The 21,313-nt window shown below is 72.9% G+C and carries 17 protein-coding genes and 2 tRNA genes; 5 read left to right on the top strand and 14 right to left on the bottom strand.

Going from position 1 to position 21,313, the window contains the following annotated elements; genetic code table 11:
- Window positions 1–80: 80 nt before the first annotated feature.
- Both JEK78_RS15710 and JEK78_RS15705 read left to right on the top strand, forming a co-directional pair.
- Window positions 81–1,529 (top strand): ferric reductase-like transmembrane domain-containing protein, encoded by a 1,449-nt coding sequence (locus tag JEK78_RS15710; protein ID WP_242483415.1) that lies wholly within the window; start codon window positions 81–83, stop codon window positions 1,527–1,529.
- Window positions 1,526–3,139 carry an NADH-quinone oxidoreductase subunit NuoF family protein gene (locus JEK78_RS15705; protein WP_200259697.1) on the top strand — a complete coding sequence of 538 codons (1,614 nt, stop codon included), beginning with the start codon at window positions 1,526–1,528 and terminating at the stop codon, window positions 3,137–3,139. Before JEK78_RS15710 ends, JEK78_RS15705 begins: the two co-directional genes overlap by 4 nt.
- A 63-nt stretch (window positions 3,140–3,202) precedes the next feature.
- On the opposite strand, the gene JEK78_RS15700 is transcribed toward JEK78_RS15705, so the two are convergent.
- The 8 genes from JEK78_RS15700 to JEK78_RS15665 all read right to left on the bottom strand — a co-directional run bounded on the left by JEK78_RS15700 (window position 3,203) and on the right by JEK78_RS15665 (window position 8,328).
- Window positions 3,203–3,275 (bottom strand) — tRNA-Ala (locus tag JEK78_RS15700).
- A gap of 175 nt (window positions 3,276–3,450) precedes the next feature.
- Window positions 3,451–3,684 carry a hypothetical protein gene (locus tag JEK78_RS15695; RefSeq protein ID WP_200259694.1) on the bottom strand — a complete coding sequence of 78 codons (234 nt, stop codon included), beginning with the start codon at window positions 3,682–3,684 and terminating at the stop codon, window positions 3,451–3,453.
- A gap of 386 nt (window positions 3,685–4,070) precedes the next feature.
- Window positions 4,071–4,143: transfer RNA gene (locus JEK78_RS15690), tRNA-Ala, on the bottom strand.
- 96 nt (window positions 4,144–4,239) lie between these two features.
- Complete coding sequence (locus JEK78_RS15685) at window positions 4,240–4,911, bottom strand: histidine phosphatase family protein (RefSeq protein ID WP_200259690.1); 672 nt, start codon at window positions 4,909–4,911, stop codon at window positions 4,240–4,242.
- On the bottom strand, window positions 4,908–5,354 hold the full coding sequence (rsfS, locus tag JEK78_RS15680; RefSeq protein WP_200259687.1) for a ribosome silencing factor: 447 nt from the start codon (window positions 5,352–5,354) through the stop codon (window positions 4,908–4,910). The genes JEK78_RS15685 and rsfS overlap by 4 nt, the downstream gene beginning before the upstream one ends.
- A 177-nt stretch (window positions 5,355–5,531) precedes the next feature.
- Complete coding sequence (locus JEK78_RS15675) at window positions 5,532–7,394, bottom strand: LCP family protein (RefSeq protein ID WP_200259685.1); 1,863 nt, start codon at window positions 7,392–7,394, stop codon at window positions 5,532–5,534.
- 16 nt (window positions 7,395–7,410) lie between these two features.
- Window positions 7,411–8,043, bottom strand: a complete 633-nt coding sequence (gene nadD / locus JEK78_RS15670) for a nicotinate-nucleotide adenylyltransferase (protein ID WP_200259682.1) — start codon at window positions 8,041–8,043, stop codon at window positions 7,411–7,413.
- Between the two features lie 69 nt (window positions 8,044–8,112).
- Window positions 8,113–8,328, bottom strand: coding sequence for a hypothetical protein (locus tag JEK78_RS15665; protein WP_200264323.1), 216 nt, complete (start codon window positions 8,326–8,328; stop codon window positions 8,113–8,115).
- Window positions 8,329–8,785: 457 nt separating this feature from the next.
- On the opposite strand from JEK78_RS15665, the gene JEK78_RS15660 reads away from it, so the two are divergent.
- On the top strand, window positions 8,786–9,919 hold the full coding sequence (locus JEK78_RS15660) for a M48 family metallopeptidase (RefSeq protein WP_200259679.1): 1,134 nt from the start codon (window positions 8,786–8,788) through the stop codon (window positions 9,917–9,919).
- Window positions 9,920–9,958: 39 nt separating this feature from the next.
- Here the strand turns inward: JEK78_RS15660 and JEK78_RS15655 are convergent, their stop codons facing one another.
- The 4 genes from JEK78_RS15655 to proB all read right to left on the bottom strand — a co-directional run bounded on the left by JEK78_RS15655 (window position 9,959) and on the right by proB (window position 13,700).
- A complete protein-coding gene (locus tag JEK78_RS15655; RefSeq protein ID WP_200259676.1) occupies window positions 9,959–10,507 on the bottom strand; it encodes a hypothetical protein in 549 nt (182 codons plus the stop codon).
- 63 nt (window positions 10,508–10,570) lie between these two features.
- Window positions 10,571–11,857: a glutamate-5-semialdehyde dehydrogenase gene (locus JEK78_RS15650; protein ID WP_200259673.1), complete on the bottom strand. Its 1,287-nt coding sequence runs from the start codon at window positions 11,855–11,857 to the stop codon at window positions 10,571–10,573.
- A 123-nt stretch (window positions 11,858–11,980) separates the two neighbouring features.
- Window positions 11,981–12,373: a hypothetical protein gene (locus JEK78_RS15645; RefSeq protein WP_242483414.1), complete on the bottom strand. Its 393-nt coding sequence runs from the start codon at window positions 12,371–12,373 to the stop codon at window positions 11,981–11,983.
- Window positions 12,374–12,572: 199 nt separating this feature from the next.
- Window positions 12,573–13,700 (bottom strand): glutamate 5-kinase, encoded by a 1,128-nt coding sequence (gene proB / locus JEK78_RS15640; RefSeq protein WP_200259670.1) that lies wholly within the window; start codon window positions 13,698–13,700, stop codon window positions 12,573–12,575.
- Window positions 13,701–14,046: 346 nt separating this feature from the next.
- Between proB and JEK78_RS15635 the strand changes: the two genes are divergently transcribed.
- Together JEK78_RS15635 and JEK78_RS15630 are read left to right on the top strand one after the other, a co-directional pair.
- Window positions 14,047–16,044 carry a hypothetical protein gene (locus JEK78_RS15635; protein ID WP_242483413.1) on the top strand — a complete coding sequence of 666 codons (1,998 nt, stop codon included), beginning with the start codon at window positions 14,047–14,049 and terminating at the stop codon, window positions 16,042–16,044.
- A 261-nt stretch (window positions 16,045–16,305) separates the two neighbouring features.
- Window positions 16,306–18,552: a bifunctional glycosyltransferase/CDP-glycerol:glycerophosphate glycerophosphotransferase gene (locus JEK78_RS15630; protein WP_200259667.1), complete on the top strand. Its 2,247-nt coding sequence runs from the start codon at window positions 16,306–16,308 to the stop codon at window positions 18,550–18,552.
- 75 nt (window positions 18,553–18,627) lie between these two features.
- Here the strand turns inward: JEK78_RS15630 and galE are convergent, their stop codons facing one another.
- Both galE and obgE read right to left on the bottom strand, forming a co-directional pair.
- A complete protein-coding gene (gene galE / locus JEK78_RS15625; RefSeq protein WP_200259664.1) occupies window positions 18,628–19,596 on the bottom strand; it encodes a UDP-glucose 4-epimerase GalE in 969 nt (322 codons plus the stop codon).
- Between the two features lie 172 nt (window positions 19,597–19,768).
- Window positions 19,769–21,214 carry a GTPase ObgE gene (gene obgE / locus JEK78_RS15620; protein WP_200259662.1) on the bottom strand — a complete coding sequence of 482 codons (1,446 nt, stop codon included), beginning with the start codon at window positions 21,212–21,214 and terminating at the stop codon, window positions 19,769–19,771.
- Between the last annotated feature and the right edge of the window lie 99 nt (window positions 21,215–21,313).

The following is a 21,313-nucleotide window of genomic DNA, read 5'->3' as shown; positions in this document are numbered from 1 at the left end:
GCTCGGAGTCGCCCCATGAACCCTCCCCCCAGTCCCCCGTCGCCCACACCCCACGTGACCACGTGCGGGAGGTCCCCGTGGTGACCGCGGACGGCGTCACCCAGACGACGAACGACAGCACCCTGGACACCTACTTCGCCGAGTTCCTCAACTTCGGCGCCGGAGTCCTCTCCCTCGTCCTGCTGAGTTGCTCGGTGATCTGGGGGCTCGTCGCACAGGACAGGGTCGTCCTTGACGCCCGCCGCCGGATCATGGCACAGGCGGTGCACCGGACCACCGCCGTCGCCTCGATCGTCTTCCTGTTGGTGCACATCGGCGTCAAGGTGGCCCTGGAACACACCACGTGGGTGGCCGCCGTGGTGCCCTTCGGACTGCTGGCCACCGAGTCCGAGACCTTCGCCAGCCGCGAGGTGCTCATCGGCTTCGGCACCTCGGCCAGCCTTCTGATGATCTTCGTGGGCGTCACCGGGGTCCTGCGCAACCGCTTCGCCGCGCCGGCCGTGGTCGCCTCCCGTTGGCGAGCGCTGCACATGCTGGCCTATCCGGCCTGGTGCCTGGCGTTGCTGCACGGACTCTACGCGGGTCGCCCCGCCAAGCCGATCTTCACGATCCTGTACGGCCTGTGCGTGGTCGGCGTCATGGCGGCGCTGGCCCTGCGCGCCGCCCCCCGTCCCGTCAAACGCAAGGTGGCCGACGCTCTCGGCGGACTCGTCGGCGGCGAAGGAGGCCCGGCGCGCGAGGCGCTCATGGAGAGTCGGGAGCGGACGGCCTCCGGAGGAGACTCCGCCGACGATCGGCGGGTCCCCGGCGGAGCCGAGAACAGTTGGGCCGCCTCTCCCCCTCCGTCGGCGGTACCCAACGGTGCCCCTCGGGGCCGCTCGGCCGACGGTTTCGCCGCGTCCTACCAGGCGAACGCCCGGACGGGGGCGGGATCCGGGGTGGGTCCGTCGACGGACGCCCGGGGCACGCTCCCCATGGACGCGCTCCCCACCGAGACCATGCGACGGATCGACGGGCCGGGGAGCACTTCGGGAAACTGGCCCGCGCCCTCGCCCCCACCCGTGGGAGAGGCACCGCCGTCGGCGTACGACCCGCTCGAGGACACCGCCCATTCCGGAATCCCGCGCTACGACCCGATGACCGACACCGGGCAGGCGGTCCCCGTCTACACACCGAGCCCGGACACCAGCCAGGGCATCCCCGTCTACACCCCCACCACCGACACCAGCCAAGGCATCCCCGTCTACACCCCCACCACCGACACCAGCCAAGGCATCCCCGTCTACAACGCCATGACCGACACCGGCCAAGGCATCCCCGCGCAGGGCGCGGGCGGCGGGCAGGGATACGGGGCGAGTGACGTGGGCGACACCCGTGAGACGAACGCCGCCTACGCCACGTACTACCCGAACGACACCTACAACAGCGGTCCCGCCACAGCATCGACACCCGGTGCGCACCACGACTACAGCGTCGACGCACCGGGTTCGGGCGAATCTTGGAACACTCCGTCCGGAGGAATGAAGTGAACGAGGCCCTGCCCGACGTACCCGAAGTCCGCGTGGTCGGCCTTCCCCAGCTCACGTCGGGCTTCGACCTTGTCGAACGACTGGATCTACCCATGCACCTGAAGGTGCACGGCCCACTGGAACCGATGGGAGGAGAGCAACTCGCGCAGCTCGCCGAACGGATCAACCTCAGAGGTCGCGGCGGGGCGGGGTTCCCGTTCCACAAGAAGCTGCGGTCGGTGGCGGAGTCCGCCATCAAGCGCGGGGTCCGCCCCGTGGTCGTGGTCAACGGCAGCGAGGACGAGCCCGCATGTCGCAAGGACACGGTGCTGATCAACCGTGCCCCTCATCTCATCCTGGACGGCGCGCTGTTGTGCGCCGAGGCGATGGGCGCCCGCACGCTCGTGGTGGGCGTCACCCGCGAGTCCACACAGCGCTCCATGGAGGCCGCCCTCGCCGAACGCGGTCTGACCAACGGACGCCGCTCGGCCTTGCGCGCCCGCGTACAGCGCAACCCGGTGCGCATGGTGACCGGCGCCGCCGCCTCGCTGATCCGCTCCATCGACGGCGGTCCCGCGATTCCTCCGGGCCGCAAGACCAGCGCCTCGAAGAGCGGGGTCGGTGGCGCGCCCACCCTGCTGTCGAACGCCGAGACGTTCGCGCAACTCGCCATCGCCGCGCGGATCGGCCCGGAGCGATACGGTGGCACCGGCCTCTACGAGGAACCGGGCACCGTCATGCTGACGGTCTCGGGCGCGGTCGCCCGCCCCATGGTCATCGAGGTTCCCACCGGTGTGCCGCTTCGCTACGTGCTCCAACTCGCCGGGGCGCCGCCGGTTCCGCAAGGGGTGTTGACGGGCGGCTACCACGGCAAGTGGATCGACGCGGCGACGGCGAACGACGCGATCGTCTCCCGCAACTCCCTGGACGCCGTGGGAGGCGCGCTCGGTGCCGGCGCGGTGCTGCCGATCGGCCAGGAGACCTGCCCGCTCGGCGAGTCCCTGCGGGTGGCCCAGTGGTTGGCCGAGGAGAGCGCGGGCCAGTGCGGCCCCTGCTACCTCGGCCTGCCGGCCGCCGCGCGAGGTATGGAGGACATCCTGAACGGGGGCGGTCCGGCGGCGCTCGAAGCGCTCAAGCAGGTCGCCAGGAACGTCAAGCGTCGGGGCGCCTGCTCGCACCCCGACGGTTCGGCGATGTTCCTGGAGTCGACCGTCAAGGCCTTCACCGACGATCTGGCCGCGCACGTCCTCGGCAACGGCTGCGGCAGACCCGTCCACGGCGTGCTGCCGCTCTTCGAGGGAGGCAGGGCCCCGACGGGCATCCCCGGCGGGGGCGCGGCGGAGGAGAACGAACCGAGCCGCCAGAAGATCCACGTCGACTGGACCCTGTGCCGGGGACATGGTCTGTGCGCGGACATCCTCCCGGAGGTCTTCCAGCTCGGCGCGGACGGCTTCCCGACGGTCGCGCGGGCGGAGGTGCCCCGCTACGCGGAGGCGAAGGCGATGCGGGCGGTGCGTCGTTGTCCGGCGCTGGCGCTGCGGATAGAGGACGATTCGCGGGGGTCGGCGCCCAGCCGCAGCAACCTCCCGGTGCTCTCGCCCGGCCGAGGACGACGGGCGCTCGGGCGCTGAGTGCCCGGAACAGCGGGGAGGCCCCGGACCGTGTGGTCCGGGGCCTCCCCGCTGAACGTACCGTGGAGCTAAGGAGAATCGAACTCCTGACCTCTTGCATGCCATGCAAGCGCTCTACCAACTGAGCTATAGCCCCGAGTGGCGCTCCGCCCGGTCTCCCCGGCGGCGACGCCAAGACTACACGGTCCCCCCGGCCCCACACCAAATCGCTTCCCGTCGGCGAGCGCGCGACCGCACGCGACCCCGTCACCGCAACGCACCTCGCCTCGCCTCGCCTCGCCTCGCCCAGGGGATACGGGGAAGCGAACGACTCAGGCCGTCACGAAGGAGTAGAACCGCTTCAGCGTGCAGTGCTCCTCCAGCAGCCGTCCGTAGATCGGCTCGCCCTCCAGCTCCCGGTAGGTCTCGATCGGGTCGCCTTTTATGATCAGCGCCCGCGCGCACTCCTCGCACCAGTACTGGTACCGCGGATTCGGCGGTTCCATGTCGCGGACGATCGGGGTGCCGCCGGCACACCAGTCGCATTTCCGCCTGTGCGCACCCATGCGTCAACCCCGGCTTCGGGCGGCGGTCCACCCGGGGCCGTCCACGGCGCGGTCCGCGAGTAACCTCACGCCCCACGCGGAAGAACGCGGAGAAGACACGTGGCGAGTGGTCGTCGTCCGCGGCGCCGCCGAATCGAGGAAGGCGCCGACCTCCCCGAGGATGCTCGCAGACATCGCCTTCCCTCCCGTCGGGCCGCGCCCCCTTCCGGCCGTCTGATTCTGCCACGCCGGAAGCGCCACGGTCAGCGACGTCCGCGCGACTACCCGACCCGGCGAGGGCCGAGGAACACCACCGACCTATACGCCGCCGGGCCCCGCCCCGCTCAACCGCGGGCAACGAGAAATCCCGCCCCCGGGGAGGGGACGGGATTCGTCCTCGGATCTTGTGGAGCTAAGGAGAATTGAACTCCTGACCTCTTGCATGCCATGCAAGCGCTCTACCAACTGAGCTATAGCCCCGGGCTGGTGTTCTTCCCATCTCGGCGGGCCGAACAAGAAGAACTCTAGCCTGCGCCCCGCCCGAAAGTGAAATCGGATCTCGGGGCCTCCCCGACGTCAGTCGTCGTCGCCCAGGACGGGCTCCGGCAGGGTGCCCGCGTTGTGTTCCAGCAGGCGCCAACCGCGGGCACCCTGGCCCAGTACGGACCAGCAGCAGTTCGACAGCCCTCCCAGGCTCTCCCAGCTGCGCGGGTCGAGACCGAGCAGGCGCCCGATGGTGGTCCTGATGGTGCCGCCGTGACTGACCACCACGAGTGTCCCGTCCTCCGGGATCTTCTCCAGGTGACGCAACACCACCGGCGCGGCCCGGTCGGCCACCTCGGTCTCCAGCTCTCCACCGCCCCGGCGCACCGGCTCGCCCCGCTTCCACGCCGCGTATTCCTCGCCGTGCCGGGCCATGATCTCGTCGTGCGTCAGCCCCTGCCAGGAACCCGCGTAGGTCTCGCGCAGCCCGGTCTCCGTCACCACCTCCAGCGAGGTGAACTCGGCCAGTTCGGCGGCGGTGCGCGCCGCCCGCTCCAGATCGGACGCGATGATCGCGTCGGGTCGCAGACCGGCCAACAACCGGGCGGCGCGGCGGGCCTGGGCGAGTCCCGTCTCGGTGAGCGGCACGTCCGTGGTCCCCTGGAAGCGGCGGGCCGTGTTCCACGAGGTCTGCCCGTGTCGCCACAGGATGATCCTCCGGCCACGCCCGTCCCGCTCGGCGGCCCGCCCCCCGGCGACGCTCACCCGCGGTCCTCCTCGGGCGTCGTCGCCCCGTCCTCCGCGCCCTGGCGCGCGTGCTCCTCGGCCTTGCCCCGGGTCGCCACGGCGTCCGCGGGGAGGTCGATCTCGGGGCAGTCCTTCCACAGGCGCTCCAGGGCGTAGAAGACCCGCTCCTCGCTGTGCTGGACGTGGACGACGATGTCGACATAGTCGAGCAGGACCCAGCGGGCCTCACGGTCGCCCTCGCGGCGCACCGGCTTGGCGCCGAGTTCCTTGCCGAGGCGTTCCTCGATCTCGTCGACGATCGCCTTGACCTGACGGTCGTTGGGGGCGGACGCCAACAGGAAGGCGTCCGTGATCGACAGGACGTCGCTGACGTCGTACGCGATGACGTCGTGGGCGAGCTTGTCGGCGGCTGCCTGGGCAGCGGTGTGGATGAGCTCAAGAGAGCGGTCGGTCGCGGTCACTGCTGCGCTTTCGGTAGTCGGTCACTTGCCCCCAGGGTCTCACGCTCCTCGGCGGCGCCCCACGCGCGGACCCCCGGGCGGGCACCCCTCGCGCCACCGGCCGGCGGACGCCCCGGCGGGCGCCGGCGGCGTGAGTCCTGCCGGGCCCGGCCGCGCCGGGGGGCCGGACCGCACGGGCTACCCGGTCGTCGGCGCGTAGTCCAGCCCGAGGGTGACGGCCACGTCCGCGGTGCCGGCGATCTCGCCGGGGGCCACACTCGCGTCGGGCAGACCCAGTGTCCTGGCGACCTGGACGGCGTCCGCCTCGTCGCCGGCGTCGGCGTAGACGACGGCGGACACGCTCTCCGCGCCGGACGCGGTCCCGCCCGGCACGACGGTGAAACCGCCGTTGAGCAGATCCGCCCGGGCCCGGGCGGCCCCCTCCTCCCCGCCACCCGTGGCGTCGCGGACCGAGACGCTGACGGCGGCCTCCTCCGTCGTGTCACGGGCCGCGCCTCCGAGGATCCCTCCGACCACCGCCACGGAGTCCTCGGCGCTCGGTCCGCCGTCCTCACCGACCGACAGGAGGGTCGTCTCGTGGTCTCCCGCGCCGGCCAGGCCCGCGAGCGAGGCCAGGAACGCGCCCAGGTCGGCTTCGGTGAGCGGGGGATCGAGAACCTGCCCCAGGGCCTCCACGGTGCGGGTGCCGGACTCCGGATCGGTGGGGAGCCTGTCCAGGGCGCCCTCCAACACCGCGCCGAAACGCCGCAGCCGGGCGTCCTCCCCTTCGCCGGTCTCCTGGTGGGTGGCGTAGGCGACGGCGGTCCTGCCGCTGAGCACCCGGTCGTCTCCGGCCCGGACCAGCGGCGCTCCACTCGCCTCCCCGCCGTCCTCCGCCGGCAGGTCGCTGTCGACGTCCACCTGGATCGGGCCGACCAGGTCGACCAGGGTCCGCAGGAACGGGGTGTCGAGGCGCCAGGTGCCCTCGATCTCGGTTCCGAGCAGCGCGTTCAACGAGTCGCGGGTGGCCTCGGACCCGGCGTCCTCGACCGAGTCGGCCAGGGTGGTGGCGGTCCCGTCGTCCGCCGTCAGGGCCAGCGAGCCCGGCAGCAGGACGGTGTGTCCACGCCGGGTGGTGGCGTTCTCCACCAGCAACGCGCTGGCCGTGCCACCGCCGCCGGTGTCGTGCAGGTGCACCACGACGACGTGCCGCTGCTCGGATCCGGCGTCCGTCGCCGCGACGGTGCCCGGCCCGTCCGGCGCGGAGCCGGGCAGCCTCCCGGTCTGCCAGAGGTATCCGACGCCCGCGACGATCAGCAACGTGAGCGCCACCACCCACGTCAGCAGGCGGGCGCGGGCCCGCCGTCGGGCCTCGCCCCGGCGCTCGGTGCGGTTCTCGGTGAACTTCAACCAGTCGATGACGTCCTCGGACCGCGCGTCCGACTCCTCGACGAACGCGAACTGCTCGGCTCGGAGGTCGGGTCCCTCCGCGTCCGCCTCCGTCCGAGGACGCGGCGTCGGCCCGTGGACGGTCCGCCCGCCGCCGGGATCCCCGTCCCAGGGATCCCGGCCCCAGGCGTCGCCCGGCCCGACGAGGTGGTGGCCGTCCGCGCGATCGACCACGCCTCCCCGGTCGTGGGGGGCGTGGGGGTCGTGGGGGGCGATCGGCCCTCCCGTCCAGTCCCGGTGTCCGGCCGGGTCCTGTGGGTCCGAGGGCCGGCCGTCGGACCCCGTTCCGGGCCCGCTCCCGGCGCTCCCGCCCTCCTGCCAGGCCCCCCACGGTTCGTCCGCGACGCCCTGGGGGGCGTACCCCTGGGCGTATCGTTCCGATGCCTCGGGTCCCTCCGCGGCGCTTCGGGGCCCGTACCCGCGGTGGTGATGCCCCTCCCACGCGTCCTGGGTCGTGTCCCATCCCGGGTGGTCCCGCGACGCGCCGAGCGGGTCGTACGGCCAGGACGTGGGGGGCGGTTCCGGGGTCGGCGGGAAGAGTGGCCGGCCGTACTCGTCGTGGCCGACCGGTTCGCCGGGACTCCCCGGCTCGGCGTCGTGTCGGTCGTTCACCGGTGCCCCCTTCGGGTCACTCGCCGCGGTACAGCCGGCGCTTGTGGATGTACCGCACGACTCCGTCCGGCACGAGGTACCAGATCGGGTCGCCCTCGGCGACCCTCGCGCGGCAGTCCGTGGAGGAGATGGCGAGCGCGGGCACCTCGACCAGCGAGACGCCGCCCTCGGGGAGCCCCGGGTCGTCGAGGCGGTGGCCCGGTCGGGTGGCGCCCACGAAGTGGGCCAGCGCGAAGAGTTCCTCGCTGTCCCGCCAGGTGAGGATCTGGGCGAGGGCGTCGGCGCCGGTGATGAAGAACAGGTCCGTGTCCGGGTTGAGCGCGCGCAGGTCGCGCAGGGTGTCCACGGTGTATGTGGGGCCGCCGCGGTCGATGTCGATGCGACTCACGGAGAACTGAGGGTTCTCGGCGGTGGCGATGACCGTCATGAGGTATCGGTCCTCCGCGGCGGAGACCCGTCGATGGCCTTTCTGCCAGGGCTCGCCGGTGGGCACGAAGACCACCTCGTCGAGGTGGAACCGGGCGGCGACCTCGCTCGCGGCCACCAGGTGCCCGTGGTGGATCGGGTCGAAGGTGCCGCCCATGACGCCGAGGCGACGCTTGCCGGACCCCGACGGACCGGGCCCGGTAGGCATGTCCAACTCTCCCATGCGTGCAGACCCTACCGGCCCGGTCGGGGCTCTTCGGCGGTCAGGACCCGCCTGCCGGCCGTCGGCGGATCAGCGGTCGCGGTTGAAGCGCGTGGTGACCCACAGCAGCAGCATCAGGGCGGCGAAGGAGCCGATGCCGGTGACGTAGGGGCTGAGGCTCTCGTGGTTGCCACCGTGTTCCCCGCCTTCCTCGGCGGCTACGGTGACCAGTCGGGCGGCGGCGCTGTGGAGGATCATCTTCGGCAGGACCTTCGGGGTGTGGGCGGGACAGGGACGTCGGCTCATCGTATGCGGGCATCGGACCGGCCATCACGTCGACTCCACGCCTCGACGTCCCGCTCCGCGCGGTCGGGGCCGGGAGCGACGGCGGGCCCCGCCCGCGCGGATCCGCGGTAGCCGCCGGGCCAGGGACACGTGGAGCGCCGAGCACCGGGAGACCGACGCCTCCGCGCGGTCGGCGGGCCCGCGAACGTACGCGTCGGGACGCCGTCCCCCGGGCCGCTCTCCGCCGCGCCGGGGCGAGGGCGATTTCCCGCCGCCCTGCCCCGGGCCCGTCCGCGTGCCTAGGCTGGGGAGTGCTCCGGGGACCGGAGCGACGATCCGGCCGGCCCCTCCCCCGGTCGGGTGAGCCGGCCCGTACGCGGCGCGACGCCGACACACGGGTCCTCCGCGCGCCGAGGGAGGACGCGGAGCCGCCTCCCCGCCCGGGTCGAAGAACCGAGGCGTCCACGAAGGAGTCCCGATGACCGACCGTCCCGAGCAGACCGACCGCGCCACCTCGCCGAGCAGGCGGCGCAGGCGTTTCCCCGGGATCTCCTCCCGGGCCTACGAGCATCCCGCCGACCGCAGCGCGCTGGTGGCGCTGCGCAGGCTGAGCGGTTTCGACACGGTGTTCAAGGTGCTCAGCGGGCTGCTGCCGGAGCGCAGCCTGCGCCTGTTGTTCCTGTCGGACTCGGTGCGCGTCTCGGACCTGCAGTTCGCCCACCTCAACGACATGCTGCGCGACGCCTGCTACATCCTGGACCTGGACAAGGTGCCCGCGATGTACGTCAGCCAGGACCCGATGCCGAACGCGATGTGCGTCGGACTCGACGAGCCGATCATCGTCGTCACCACCGGTCTGGTGGAGTTGCTGGACGAGGAGGAGATGCGGGCCGTCGTCGGCCACGAGGTGGGGCACGCGCTCTCCGGGCACGCCGTCTACCGGACGATTCTGCTCTTCCTGACCTCGATGGCCGTGCGGGTGGCGTGGATCCCCCTCGGAAACGTCGCGATCATGGCGATCGTGACCGCCCTGCGCGAATGGTTCCGCAAGTCGGAGCTGTCAGCGGACCGAGCCGGTCTCCTGGTGGGCCAGGATCTGGAGGCCTCGCTCCGCGGGCTGATGAAGATCGCGGGAGGGAACCACCTCGACGAGATGAACGTGGACGCCTTCCTGGAACAGGCCGACGCGTACGAGGCCTCCGGCGACCTGAGGGACTCCGTCCTGAAGATCCTCAACGTGCTCCCCCGGTCCCACCCCTTCACCACCGTGCGCGCCGCGGAACTTCGGAAGTGGGCGGCGACGCGCGACCATCAGCGGATCATGGACGGCCACTACCCCCGGCGCGACGAGGACGGGGACGCCTCGCTCCGGGACTCCTTCCGAGAGTCCGCCTCCAGCTACGCCACGCACGTGCGCGCCTCCAAGGACCCGTTGATGAAGCTGGTCACCGATCTCGCCGGCGGAGCGGGGGACCTGGGGCAGCGGGTACGGCGCGGCTTCGGCGGGTTCACCTCGCCGGGGACGGGGGCTTCGCGGCCGGGCGAGGAGAACGGGGACGGTGTCGACGAGAGGGAGGGACCGGAGGGTCGGACCCCGCGCGAACGGGACTGATCCCGGGAGGAGCCGAGGTCCCCTCCCTCGCCGGTGGTCTCAGCCGCCGTCCGGTGTCACGGCCACGGCGGGGTGGGAGAAGTCGAGGGAGGTCGAGGGGGTCACGGAGCCGCCGGGCTCGGGTCCCGTCGAGGCCGGCGGCGGGGTCTGGCGGCGGTCGTCGCCGGAGGCGGCGCCCCGGTAGACCGCCGCGAAGGCGAGCACCACCATGCCCATGCCCATCACCACCGCCAGCACCCAGGCCACGGGGCGGTGCCAGCGGACCCGCCTCCCGTACGGCGCCGCCGCCGCGTCGGGGTCGTCGAAGGCGTCGGGAGGGTCGAATCCGGCACCGCCGGAGCGGCCGTCCCCGGTGTCGGGGTCGTCGAACCGCTCACCGCGGTGGCGGGCCCTGCGTACCTCCGCCTCGGCCCTGGCCCGCGCGGCGCGAAGCCGCTCGGTCGCCGTCGGCTCGCGCACCGGAGCCGCGCGCACGAAGGCCTCGTCGAAGACCACGGAGGCGAACTCTTCGTCCGACGCTCCGCGGTCGTGGTCGTCATGGGGCTCCCCGTCGTCAGGGAACGGGGTGCCCCCCACGTCCTCCCGCACGGACCCAGCGTAGACCCGGGGGGTCGTTTTGGGCAGACGGCGGACGTCTTCCGTGCGCCCGCCTCAACTTCGCACGTGCCCGTCGCCGGTGACGACATACTTGGTGCTGGTGAGCTCGGGAAGGCCCATCGGGCCCCGGGCGTGCAGCTTCTGCGTGGAGATGCCGATCTCGGCGCCGAAACCGAACTGGCCGCCGTCGGTGAAGCGGGTGGAGGCATTGACCGCCACCGTGGTGGAGTCCACCAGTCGGGTGAATCGGCGGGCCGCCCGCTGGGAGGTGGTGACGATGGCCTCGGTGTGACCGGACGACCACGTCCGGATGTGCTCGACGGCCTCGTCGAGCGAGTCGACGACGGCGGCGGCGATGTCGTGGGAGAGGTACTCCGTCCCCCAGTCCTCCTGGGTGGCGGCCACCACCGTGGCCTCGGTGCCCTCCGCGTGAGCCCGGACCCGCTCGTCGGCGTGGACCGTCACCCCCGCCGCGCCGAGGGCCCGGAGCGCGCGGGGAAGGAAGGCCGCGGCGATGTCCCGGTGCACCAGGAACGTCTCCGCGGCGTTGCACACCCCCACCCGCTGGGCCTTGGAGTTGACCAGGATCTCCACGGCGGTGTCCAGGTCGGCGTCCGCGTCGACGTAGACGTGGCAGTTGCCGGTGCCGGTCTCGATGACCGGGACGGTGGACTCCTGGACGACGGTGGCGATCAGGGACGCCCCGCCACGCGGGATCAGCACGTCGACCAGGCCGCGGGCCCGCATCAGCTCGCGCACGCTCTCCCGCCCCTCGCCGGGGACCAGCTGCACCGCGTCCGCCGGGAGGCCGGCGCCGGCCACTGCGTCGCGGATCACCTCGACCAGTGCCGTGTTGGAGCGGTAGGCGGAGGACGAACCACGCAACAAGGCGGCGTTGCCGGACTTCAGGCAGAGCGCGGCGGCGTCGACGGTGACGTTGGGCCGCCCCTCGTAGACGATGCCGACCACCCCGAGCGGCACCCGGACCTGGCGCAGATCGATGCCGTTGGGGAGGGTCGAGCCGCGGACCACCTCGCCGACGGGATCGGGCAGCGCCGCGACGTCCCGCACGTCGGAGGCGATCGCGGCGAGACGCTCCGGGGTCAGCGTCAGCCGGTCCACGATGGCCTCGGAGGTGCCGGCCTCACGGGCCCTGTCCACGTCCCGCGCGTTGGCGGCGACGATCTCGGCCGCCCGTGCCTCCAGAGCGTCCGCGACGGCCAGCAGCGCCACGTCCTTGTCGGCCCGCGGCAGCGGTGCCAGCTCGGCGGCGGCGGCCTTGGCGCGGAGCCCGGCCCGGGCGACCGGGGACGTGGAGTCGTGCGACGAGAGCGTGGTCATGAGGGGAAGGGTAGTCCCGCCCGGCGACGACACCGGCAGTCGTCCCACCTCCCGAGACACCTCGGACGGAACGAGGACGAACGGCCGCCGACGGCCGCGGACCGGCGCCGCGCGCGGCGCCGGTCAGAAGGGATGCACCCCCACGGGTGTGGCGGGGGCGGGGCCCCGGCCCGCGGAGACCCGCTGCTGGTAGGTGGCGCGGTCGATGACCTCCAGACCGACGATCTCCCAGGGCGGGAGTCCCGCCGTCCGTCGGTGCTCGCCCCACAGGCGCAGCGCGACCGCCGCGGCGTCGTGGAGATCACGAGCCTCCTCCCAGTACCGGATCTCGGCGTGATCTTCCGCGTACCGGCTGGTCAGGAGGAAGGGGTGGTCGTGGGCGAGCCGCTCCAGGGCGCGGCGGACCTCCTCGCGCGGTGCCCGCGCCCCCGAGAGGCTCAACGTGACGTGCCACAGGCGGGGCCCGTCCGCCGGATCGGCGGCGACCCCGGCGTCGCCGGTGGGAACGCGGGTCAGAGCGCGGACGCCGACGTCACGGGACGCCGCCGGACCCGAGGGCACCGATCTCACCACGTCCTCCCACACAAGCTCGCTGCGGCCCGGCCGGGACCCGGGCCCGTCCCTGGGACACAGTTGAGCAGGCCGCGGGCCGTCCCGTGACGGTTTTCCGGAACGTCCACCACCGCCCCGGGTGCCTTTGCGCCAACCCGGAGGTTCAAGGCCCGAGGACCACGAGGTCGTCCCTGTGCACGACCTCGCGCTCGTAGGCGGGGCCGAGTTCCCGCGCCAGCTCCCGGGTCGACCGCCCGAGCAGCCGGGGGATCTCCCGGGCGTCGAAGGTCACCAGCCCCCGCGCCACCGCGCGACCACTCGCGTCGCGCAACTCGACCGGGTCACCCGCCGCGAAATCGCCCTCGACCGAGGCGATCCCCGCGGGCAACAGCGACTTGCGTCCCTGGACGACGGCCAGGACCGCGCCGTCGTCCAGGGTCAGCGCGCCCCGCGGAGTCGAGGCGTGCTGAAGCCAGAGCAGCCGATCGGCGGAGCGCCGCCCGGTCGGGTGGAAGTAGGTCCCGGTGTCCCGCCCCGCCAGGGCGTCGGTCGCGTGCACCGTGCTGGTGAGGACGACGGGGATGCCGGCGGCGGCGGCGATGCCGGCCGCCTCGATCTTGGTGACCATGCCCCCGGTTCCGACGCCGGCCCTGCCCGCGCTGCCGATCTCCACGTCGGCGAGGTCCGCCGGGGCGCGCACCTCCGCGATCCGTGACGTGCCCGGCCTGGCCGGGTCGCCGTCGTAGACCCCGTCGACGTCGGAGAGGAGCACCAGCAGATCCGCCCGGACCAGATGGGCCACGAGCGCGGCCAGACGGTCGTTGTCACCGAAACGGATCTCGTCGGTGGCGACGGTGTCGTTCTCGTTGACGATCGGCAGGGCGCCCATGGCGAGCAGCTTGTCCAGGGTCCGCGAGGCGTTCCGGTGGTGGGCGCGGCGACTCATGTCGTCGCTGGTCAGCAGCACCTGTCCGACGCGCACCCGATACCGGGCGAAGGACGCGGTGTACCGGGCGACCAACAACCCCTGGCCGACGCTGGCGGCGGCCTGCTGCCGCGCCAGGTCCCGGGGGCGCCGACGCAGCCCGAGCGGGGAGAGACCGGCGGCGATGGCCCCCGAGGAGACGAGGACGATCTCGCGTTCGCCGCCGTCCCGTCTCCTGGCCAACACGTCGACGAGGGCGTCCACGCGATCGGCGTCGAGACCGCCGGCGGCCGTCGTCAGCGACGACGAACCGACCTTCACCACGATCCTCCGGGCGGCCGTCACCCTCTGCCTTGCCGCTGTCACCTGCGCTGTTCCCCTCGCGTACGTCGTACCTTGGTGCCGCAATCTACGCGAAGAGGACCGCTCGGCGCTCCCGGGTTTCCCCAGGCCGCCCCGGACGCCGGTGGCCGGCCGCCCGTCCCGCCGGGACCCGTTCGCGGGGTCCGTACGGGTCGGCGAGGGCCCCCGCGTGCCACATCCCGTGGCGAACCGAGCACAGGTCGCGTGCGTATCATCTTCAGTCCGCCTCCCGTTAACCAACGCACCTTCGTGACCTGGAGCGAGCGCAGTGCCTCTACCCTTCCTCCACCGCCTGCTCGCGGTGTGGTCGTCACGCCGGCGGACCGCCTGGCAGCTGCTCGTCCTGGGCGTGCTGGTGGCCGCCTACGCCACGCAGGCCGCCGGCGCGCTGCGGCCCAGCGTGCCGCTGCTGATGGCGGGAACCGCCGCCTCGCTGGCAGCCGAGGTGGTGCTGCACCGGCGGCGAGCCGTCCTGGCGCCGCTGTTCGTCAAGCTGAACGCGGACGTCACCGTGCGGCAGTTGCTGCGTGACCTGCTCCTCGCGGTGGGGCTGCTGCGCGTCGGGGCGGAGGAGGGCGTGGCGGGGTACGTGCCGCTGGTCGCGGCTCTGCCCCTCTTCTACGCCCTGCACAGCGCCACGCAGGCCGTCTCGGTGCTCGTCCGGCGCAGCCGCACCCTGCCGGTGGTCACCCGGAACATCGACGCCTCGGCGCTTCGGCTGAGCCCGGCCCCGCCGCTGCTGCTGCGCCGCCCCGGCTTCCGCCTTCCGGTGTTCGGTCTCCCGACCACCGCCGGCCTGCTGGTCGCCGCCGCCACCGGCGACCCCGTCCACGGGGCGGTCGGGCTGGCGCTCTCCCTGGCCCTGTCGGCGGCCGGGCTCGGGGCCCTGCTGTGGCGCCTGCTGCCTAGCCGCCGTCCGGCGGGCGAGGAAGAGGTGCTGGAGTGGTTCGACGCCTGGCTGGCCGAGTACCGGCCGACGGTCGGGTTGTACTTCTCGGGCGGCGCCTCCTCCGCCTATCAGGCCAACATGTGGCTGGCGCCGCTGGCCGGGCTCGGCGGGAGACCCGTCATCGTGTTGCGCGAACGGTTCATGATCCAGAAGATCGGCGAGACGGACCTGCCGATCGTGTGCCTGCCGAGGGTGGCGACCCTGATGCGCCTGGAGCACTCCACCCTGCGGGTGCTGTTGCACCCCTCGAACTCCGGCAAGACCTCGCAGGTGCTGCGCATCCCCACGATCAAGCACGCCTTCGTCAACCACGGCGAGAGCGACAAGCCCTCGTCCTGCAACCCGTACGCGAAGGCCTACGACGAGGTGTGGGTGGCCGGGCCCGCCGCACGCGAGCGGTACGCGCTCGCCGACGTGGGCGTGGAGGACCGGGACGTGGTGGAGATCGGCCGCCCCCAACTGGCCGGGCTCCGGCGCGCGGCCGACGCGCCGACCGGCTCGCGCACCACGGTGCTGTACGCGCCGACGTGGGAGGGCTGGGACGGCAATCCGGGCAACACCTCGGTGATCGCCGCCGGGGAGAACCTGGTACGGGCACTGCTGGCGGACCCGGCCGTCCGACTGCTGTACAAGCCGCACCCGCTGACCGGGTCGGTGGACCCGCGCGCCGGCGCCGCCGACCTGCGCATCAGGGAGCTGATCCGGGCCGCCAACCAAAAGCGGGGCGGTTCACGGGCGGACGCCGCGGCGATCGCCGAGCGGGACCGTCGCGCGGTGGAATTGGACCTGCTCACCGCGAGGACCTTCCGCAAGGCCGCCGACCACACGGAACGGATGCTCCGGCAGCCCATGCCGGCGGAGGGGCGCGCCGCACGACTGGCCGCGGCGGAGGACGCCTGGCTGGAGGCGTACTGGGCGGCCCTGCCGGAAGGGGAGCACCAGATCGTCCTCGATCGGCGGCCGACGCTGTACGCGTGTTTCGACCGCGCCGACCTGCTGATCAGCGATGTCTCCAGCGTGGTGAGCGACTTCCTGGCGAGCGGCAAGCCGTACGCGGTGGCGAACACCAGCGGGATGAGCGAGGAGGTCTTCCGCGCGACCTTCCCGACGGTCGCGGCGGCGACCGTGCTGACCCCGGACGCGGCCGGGGTGCCGGCGCTGTTGGCGGCGGTGCGTCGCCCGGAGGAGGACACCCTCGCCGAGGCTCGCGGCGCGTTGGCGGGCCGGCTTCTGGGCCCCTCCGAGCCGCCGTCCCCGCGACGGTTCGCCGACGCGGTGGCGACGCTGACCGCCAAGGCCGAGGAGCAGCGGCTCCGAAGGTCGCTGCGGCCGGAGGAGTTCCCGGGTCAGCGCGAGTGGGAGCCGGCCGCCGACGGAGGCACGACCGCGCCGCGCTGACGCCTCGCGGACGGGAGTGTCGACCCCCTCCGCGTCCGACTCGTACGGTCGGGGACCACGGCCGCCGGACCGGAGGGGCCCGGTCGATCACCCGTCCCGGGCCGCCGGCCGGGGCGGGCCCGTCACGGGAGACGCCCGGAGCGGGGAATCCGGCCTCCGCTCCGCGAGGGCGGACACCTTACGCTGAGGCGGCGGCTCCTTCCCCGGGGCCGCGCCCAGCCGCTCCACCCGCCCTCTCTCCTGACGGAACAGGTTGCCAGGATGCCCAGACTGACCGTCGTCGTGCCCGTGTACCAGGTACGGGCCTACCTGTCGGAGTGCCTCGACTCCGTCTTCGCCCAGGAGGGCGCGGACTTCGAGGTCGTGGCGGTCGACGACTGCTCGCCGGACGGCTCGGGCGCGATCCTCGACGCGTACGCGGAGCGTGACTCCCGCCTCCGCGTGATCCACCTCGGCGAGAACGTGGGCCTGGGGCGGGCGCGAAACCGCGGACTGGCCGCCGCGCACGGCGACTACGTGCTCTTCCTGGACAGCGACGACACCCTCGCCGAGGGCGCGCTGAAGGCGATATCCGAACGCCTCGCGCACACCGGCGACCCCGACGTCCTCGTCTTCGACTACGCCCGCTCCCACTGGGACGGCAGGATCCGCCGCAACCTGCGCGCGGACCTGCTGCGGTCCGAGGGACCGGCGACGTTCTCCCTCGCCGACCGGCCGGAACTGCTCGATCTCCTGCAGGTCGCCTGGAACAAGGCCTACCGTCGCGACTTCGTCACCGGTGTGGGGCTGGTCTTCCCTCCCGGATACTACGAGGACGCCCCCTGGACGTACCGTTGCCTGACGACGGCACGCCGGATCGCGCTGTTGGACCGCGTCTGCCTGTACTACCGGCAGCGCCGTGAGGGCAGCAACATCCTCCGGACCGTCAGCCGCGGGCACTTCGACGTCTTCGACCAGTACCGGCGCGTCTTCGAACATCTCGACGCCCACGAGGAACTGGCCCGTTGGCGCGATCCGCTGTTCCGCAAGATGGTGGATCACTACCTGACCGTGCTGCGGCGTCGGGACCGGCTGCCGCCCGGCACGCGGGCGGAGTTCTTCCACCGCGCCTCCGCCGACTACCGGGCTCGCGTCCCCTCGGGGTTCGTGCGGCCCCCCGGCAACCAGGGTCGCAAGTACGCGCTGTTGGAGCGGGACGCCTACGCGGCGATGGCCGTCGCGACGCGGGCGGTGCGCACACGGCACAAGGTCGTGCGGCGCGCCAGGGCGATGGCGAGGACCGGCAAGCGCCTCGCGACGCGGCTCTTCTACCGCGCCCAGCTGCGCAGACCGCTGGACGAGAACCTGGCGCTGTTCTCCGCGTACTGGCACCGGGGGGTGGCCTGCAACCCGGCGGCGATCGACGCCGAACTGGGGCGTCTGGCACCCGGGGTCCGACGTGTCTGGGCCGTGCGGCCGGAGGCCGCCGATCGGGTGCCGGCGGGCGTGGAGTACGTCCGGGTGGGCTCCCGCGCCTACTGGTCGACGTTGGCGCGCGCGGCGTACCTGGTGAACAACGTCAACTTCGGCGACTCGACGGTGAAACGGCCCGGACAGGTCCACGTGCAGACGCACCACGGCACGCCGTTGAAGACGATGGGGCTGGACCAACGTCGGTATCCGGCCTCCACCGACATGGACTTCGCCGCGCTGCTGAGGCGCTGCGACCGCTGGGACTACAGCATCACGTCCAACCGGCACTCGACGGTGGCGTGGGAGCGGGCGTATCCCTGCTCCTACACGACGCTGGAGACCGGCTACCCGCGGAACGACGTCCTCGCCTCCGCGGGCGCCGCCGAGGTCCGCAAGGCACGCGAGGACCTCGGGCTGAGCGAGGGCCGAAGGGTGTTCCTCTACCTGCCCACACACCGGGAGTACCAGCCGGGGTTCGTGCCGCCGTTGGACCCGGCCCGATTCGCGCGACGGCTGGGGCCGGACGTGACCCTGCTGGTGCGCGGCCACTACTTCTACGGGAACGCGCCGCACGTCGAGGACGTCCTCGGCGGAGCCCGGGTCGTCGACGTGACGGCGCACCCACGCGTGGAGGAGCTGTACCTCGCCGCGGACGCCCTGATCACGGACTACTCCTCGGCGATGTTCGACTACGCCGTCCTGGACCGTCCGATCGTCGTCCACGCCCCGGACTGGGAGGTGTACTCCGCGGTCCGCGGGACCTACTTCGACCTGCTCCGGGAGCCACCGGGGGCGGTGGCGACCGACGAGGAGGGGCTGATTCGGCTGATCGAGTCCGGAGAGTACGCCGGCGAGGAGGCGGCGCGGCTCCGTGACGCCTTCCGCCGGCGCTTCTGCGCCCTCGACGACGGGCGGGCGGCCGAGCGCGTGGTGCGTCGGGTCTTCCTCGGACAGCGGGACGTGCCACCGGTGGTGCCGTTCGACCGCCGGCCGCGAGTGCCGACGCCGGCGGAGGCGTTCGGGACGGCGGACGCGGAGGGGTCGGCCCTGGCCTGATGGGCCGTCCCGCGCCCTCGACGGCCCGCCTCACCCCCTCGGGGGAGCGTGCTCCGGGGAGGGGGTGACGGACGGTCAGGGGTGGCGGTGTCGCCAGCCGCGCCAAGCGGACTCGATCATCTCGTCGAGGTCGTGCCGGGCGGTCCAGTCGAGTTCCCGCCGGATACGGTCGGCGGAGGCCACCACTCGCGCCGGGTCTCCCGCCCGGCGGTCGCGGACCACGGGCCGCACGTCCTCGTGGCCGGTCACGCGCAGGACGCGGTCGACCATCTCGCGCACCGAGACGCCTTGTCCGCGGCCGATGTTGAGCGTCAGTGCGGTCCCGGCGGAGGCGTCCTCCAACCGCACGGCCGCCGCGAGGTGGGCGGAGGCGATGTCACGCACGTGGATGTAGTCCCGGACGCAGGTGCCGTCGGGGGTGGCGTAGTCGTCCCCGAAGACGCGTGGCGCCTCGCCGGCGTCCAACCGCTCGAAGATCATCGGGATGAGGTTGAACACGCCCGAGTCGGACAGTCGCGGGGACGCGGCTCCGGCGACGTTGAAGTAGCGCAGGCAGGCACCGCGCAACCCGTGGGCTCGGGCGGCGGCCCCGACCATCCACTCCCCGACGAGCTTGGTCTCCCCGTAGGGACTCATCGGCCGGCAGGGGGTGTCCTCGGTGACCAGGTCGACGTCCGGCATGCCGTACACCGCCGCCGAGGAGGAGAACACCATCCGGTCCACGCCGTGGTCGGCCATGGCCTCCAGCAGCGTGGCCATGCCGGTGACGTTCTCACGGTAGTAGTGGAGCGGGCGTTCGACCGACTCGGCCACCCGCTTCTTTCCCGCGACGTGCACCACGCCCGTCACACCGTGCTCGCGGAACGCCTGGTCGAGGCGCCCCCGGTCGAGCACGCTCCCGACCACCAGGGGAACGTTCTCAGGGAGTCGATCACGGTCACCCGTGGAAAGGTCGTCGTAGACGACGACCCGCCGTCCGCCCTCCGTCATGGCCCGCACGACATGGGCCCCGATGAAACCGGCGCCGCCCGTAATCATCCACATCCGCTTGGTCCTTTCCGACACCACGCGTTCCACGGGCCCCGAACAACCCGAGGGACGTGAGCCCGGTGGGGCGACGGCCGCCGCCCCGACGGGGCAACCCTATGGCGCCCGCCGGAACGGGTTGAGGCGGGTGACGCGGGTGACGGCCGGGGGGCGGTCGCCCTCGCGCTGGTCAGAACGGCTCGAAACCGTCGAACTCCCGCTCCGCGTCGTCCCGTTCGGCCTGCCGGTCACGGCGGCGCTGAGTGGCGGGCCGAGGCGCGTCGAAACGGTGGTCCTCGCCTCGACGGCCAAGCATCTCGGCGCCCGCGACCGTGGTCGGCTCCCAGTCGAAGACGACCGCGTTCTCCTCCGGGCCGATGGCGACACCGTCTCCGGCACGCGCGCCCGCCTTCGTCAACTCCTCCTCGACCCCGAGGCGGTCGAGCCGGTCGGCGAGGTAGCCGACCGCCTCGTCGTTGGCGAAGTCCGTCTGCCGCACCCAGCGTTCGGGCTTCTCTCCGCGCACACGGAACAGCGGCTCCCCGCCGATCTCCTCCCGGGTGACCGTGAAGCCGGTGTCGTCCACGGCGCGCGGACGGATCACGATCCGGGTGGCCTCTTCCTTCGGGCGGGCGGTCCGGGCCTCGGCCACCAGGTCGGCCAAGGCGAACGACAGCTCCCGCAGCCCCCGGTGGGCGACGGCGGACACCTCGAAGACACGGTAACCGCGCTCTTCGAGGTCCGGGCGGACCAGATCTGCGAGGTCCTGACCGTCCGGGACGTCGATCTTGTTCAGCACGACGAGACGGGGGCGGTCGCCGAGACCCCCGTAGGCGCGCAGCTCCTCCTCGATGACGTCGAGGTCGGAGAGCGGGTCGCGGTCGGACTCCAGGGTCGCCGTGTCCAGGACGTGCACGAGCACGCTGCACCGCTCCACGTGCCGGAGGAACTCCAGCCCGAGGCCCTTGCCTCGGCTGGCGCCGGGGATGAGGCCGGGCACGTCGGCGACGGTGTAGACCGTCGAACCGGCCGTGACCACGCCCAGGTTGGGCACGAGGGTGGTGAAGGGATAGTCGGCGATCTTCGGCTTGGCCGCGCTGAGCACCGAGATCAGCGACGACTTCCCGGCGCTCGGATAGCCGACCAGCGCCACGTCGGCGACGGTCTTCAGTTCCAGGAGGACGTCTCGCGCGTCCCCGGGCTCGCCGAGCAGGGCGAAGCCGGGGGCCTTGCGGCGCGCCGACGCGAGCGCGGCGTTGCCCAGCCCGCCCCGGCCCCCCTGAGCGGCCACGAAGGACGTGCCGTGACCCACGAGATCCGCGAGCACGTTGCCGGATCGGTCGAGCACCACGGTACCGTCGGGCACGGGCAGGACGAGATCCTGCCCGTCCTTGCCGGATCGGTTGCCGCCCTCGCCCGGCCTGCCGTTGGTGGCCCTGCGGTGCGGCGAGTGGTGGTAGTCGAGCAGGGTGGTCACCGACTGGTCGACGGTGAGGATCACGTCCCCGCCCCGACCTCCGTTGCCGCCGTCCGGGCCGCCCAGCGGCTTGAACTTCTCCCTGTGCACGGAGGCGCAGCCGTGGCCTCCGCTACCCGCGGCGACGTGCAGCTCGACGCGGTCCACGAAGGTGGTCATGGGAAGGGCCTCCAGAGACTCGGGGACGACGGCGCCCGGAACGGGCGCCATCTGCTTGACACGCGAAAGGCGGACCCGCCCTCCCACCCGGGAAGTGAG

Origin of the sequence: Streptomyces sp. HSG2, from assembly GCF_016598575.1 — a bacterium.
GTDB lineage: Bacteria > Actinomycetota > Actinomycetes > Streptomycetales > Streptomycetaceae > Streptomyces.
The sequence above is the reverse complement of the archived record's forward strand: the minus strand, read 5'-3'. Positions and strand labels throughout refer to the sequence as shown.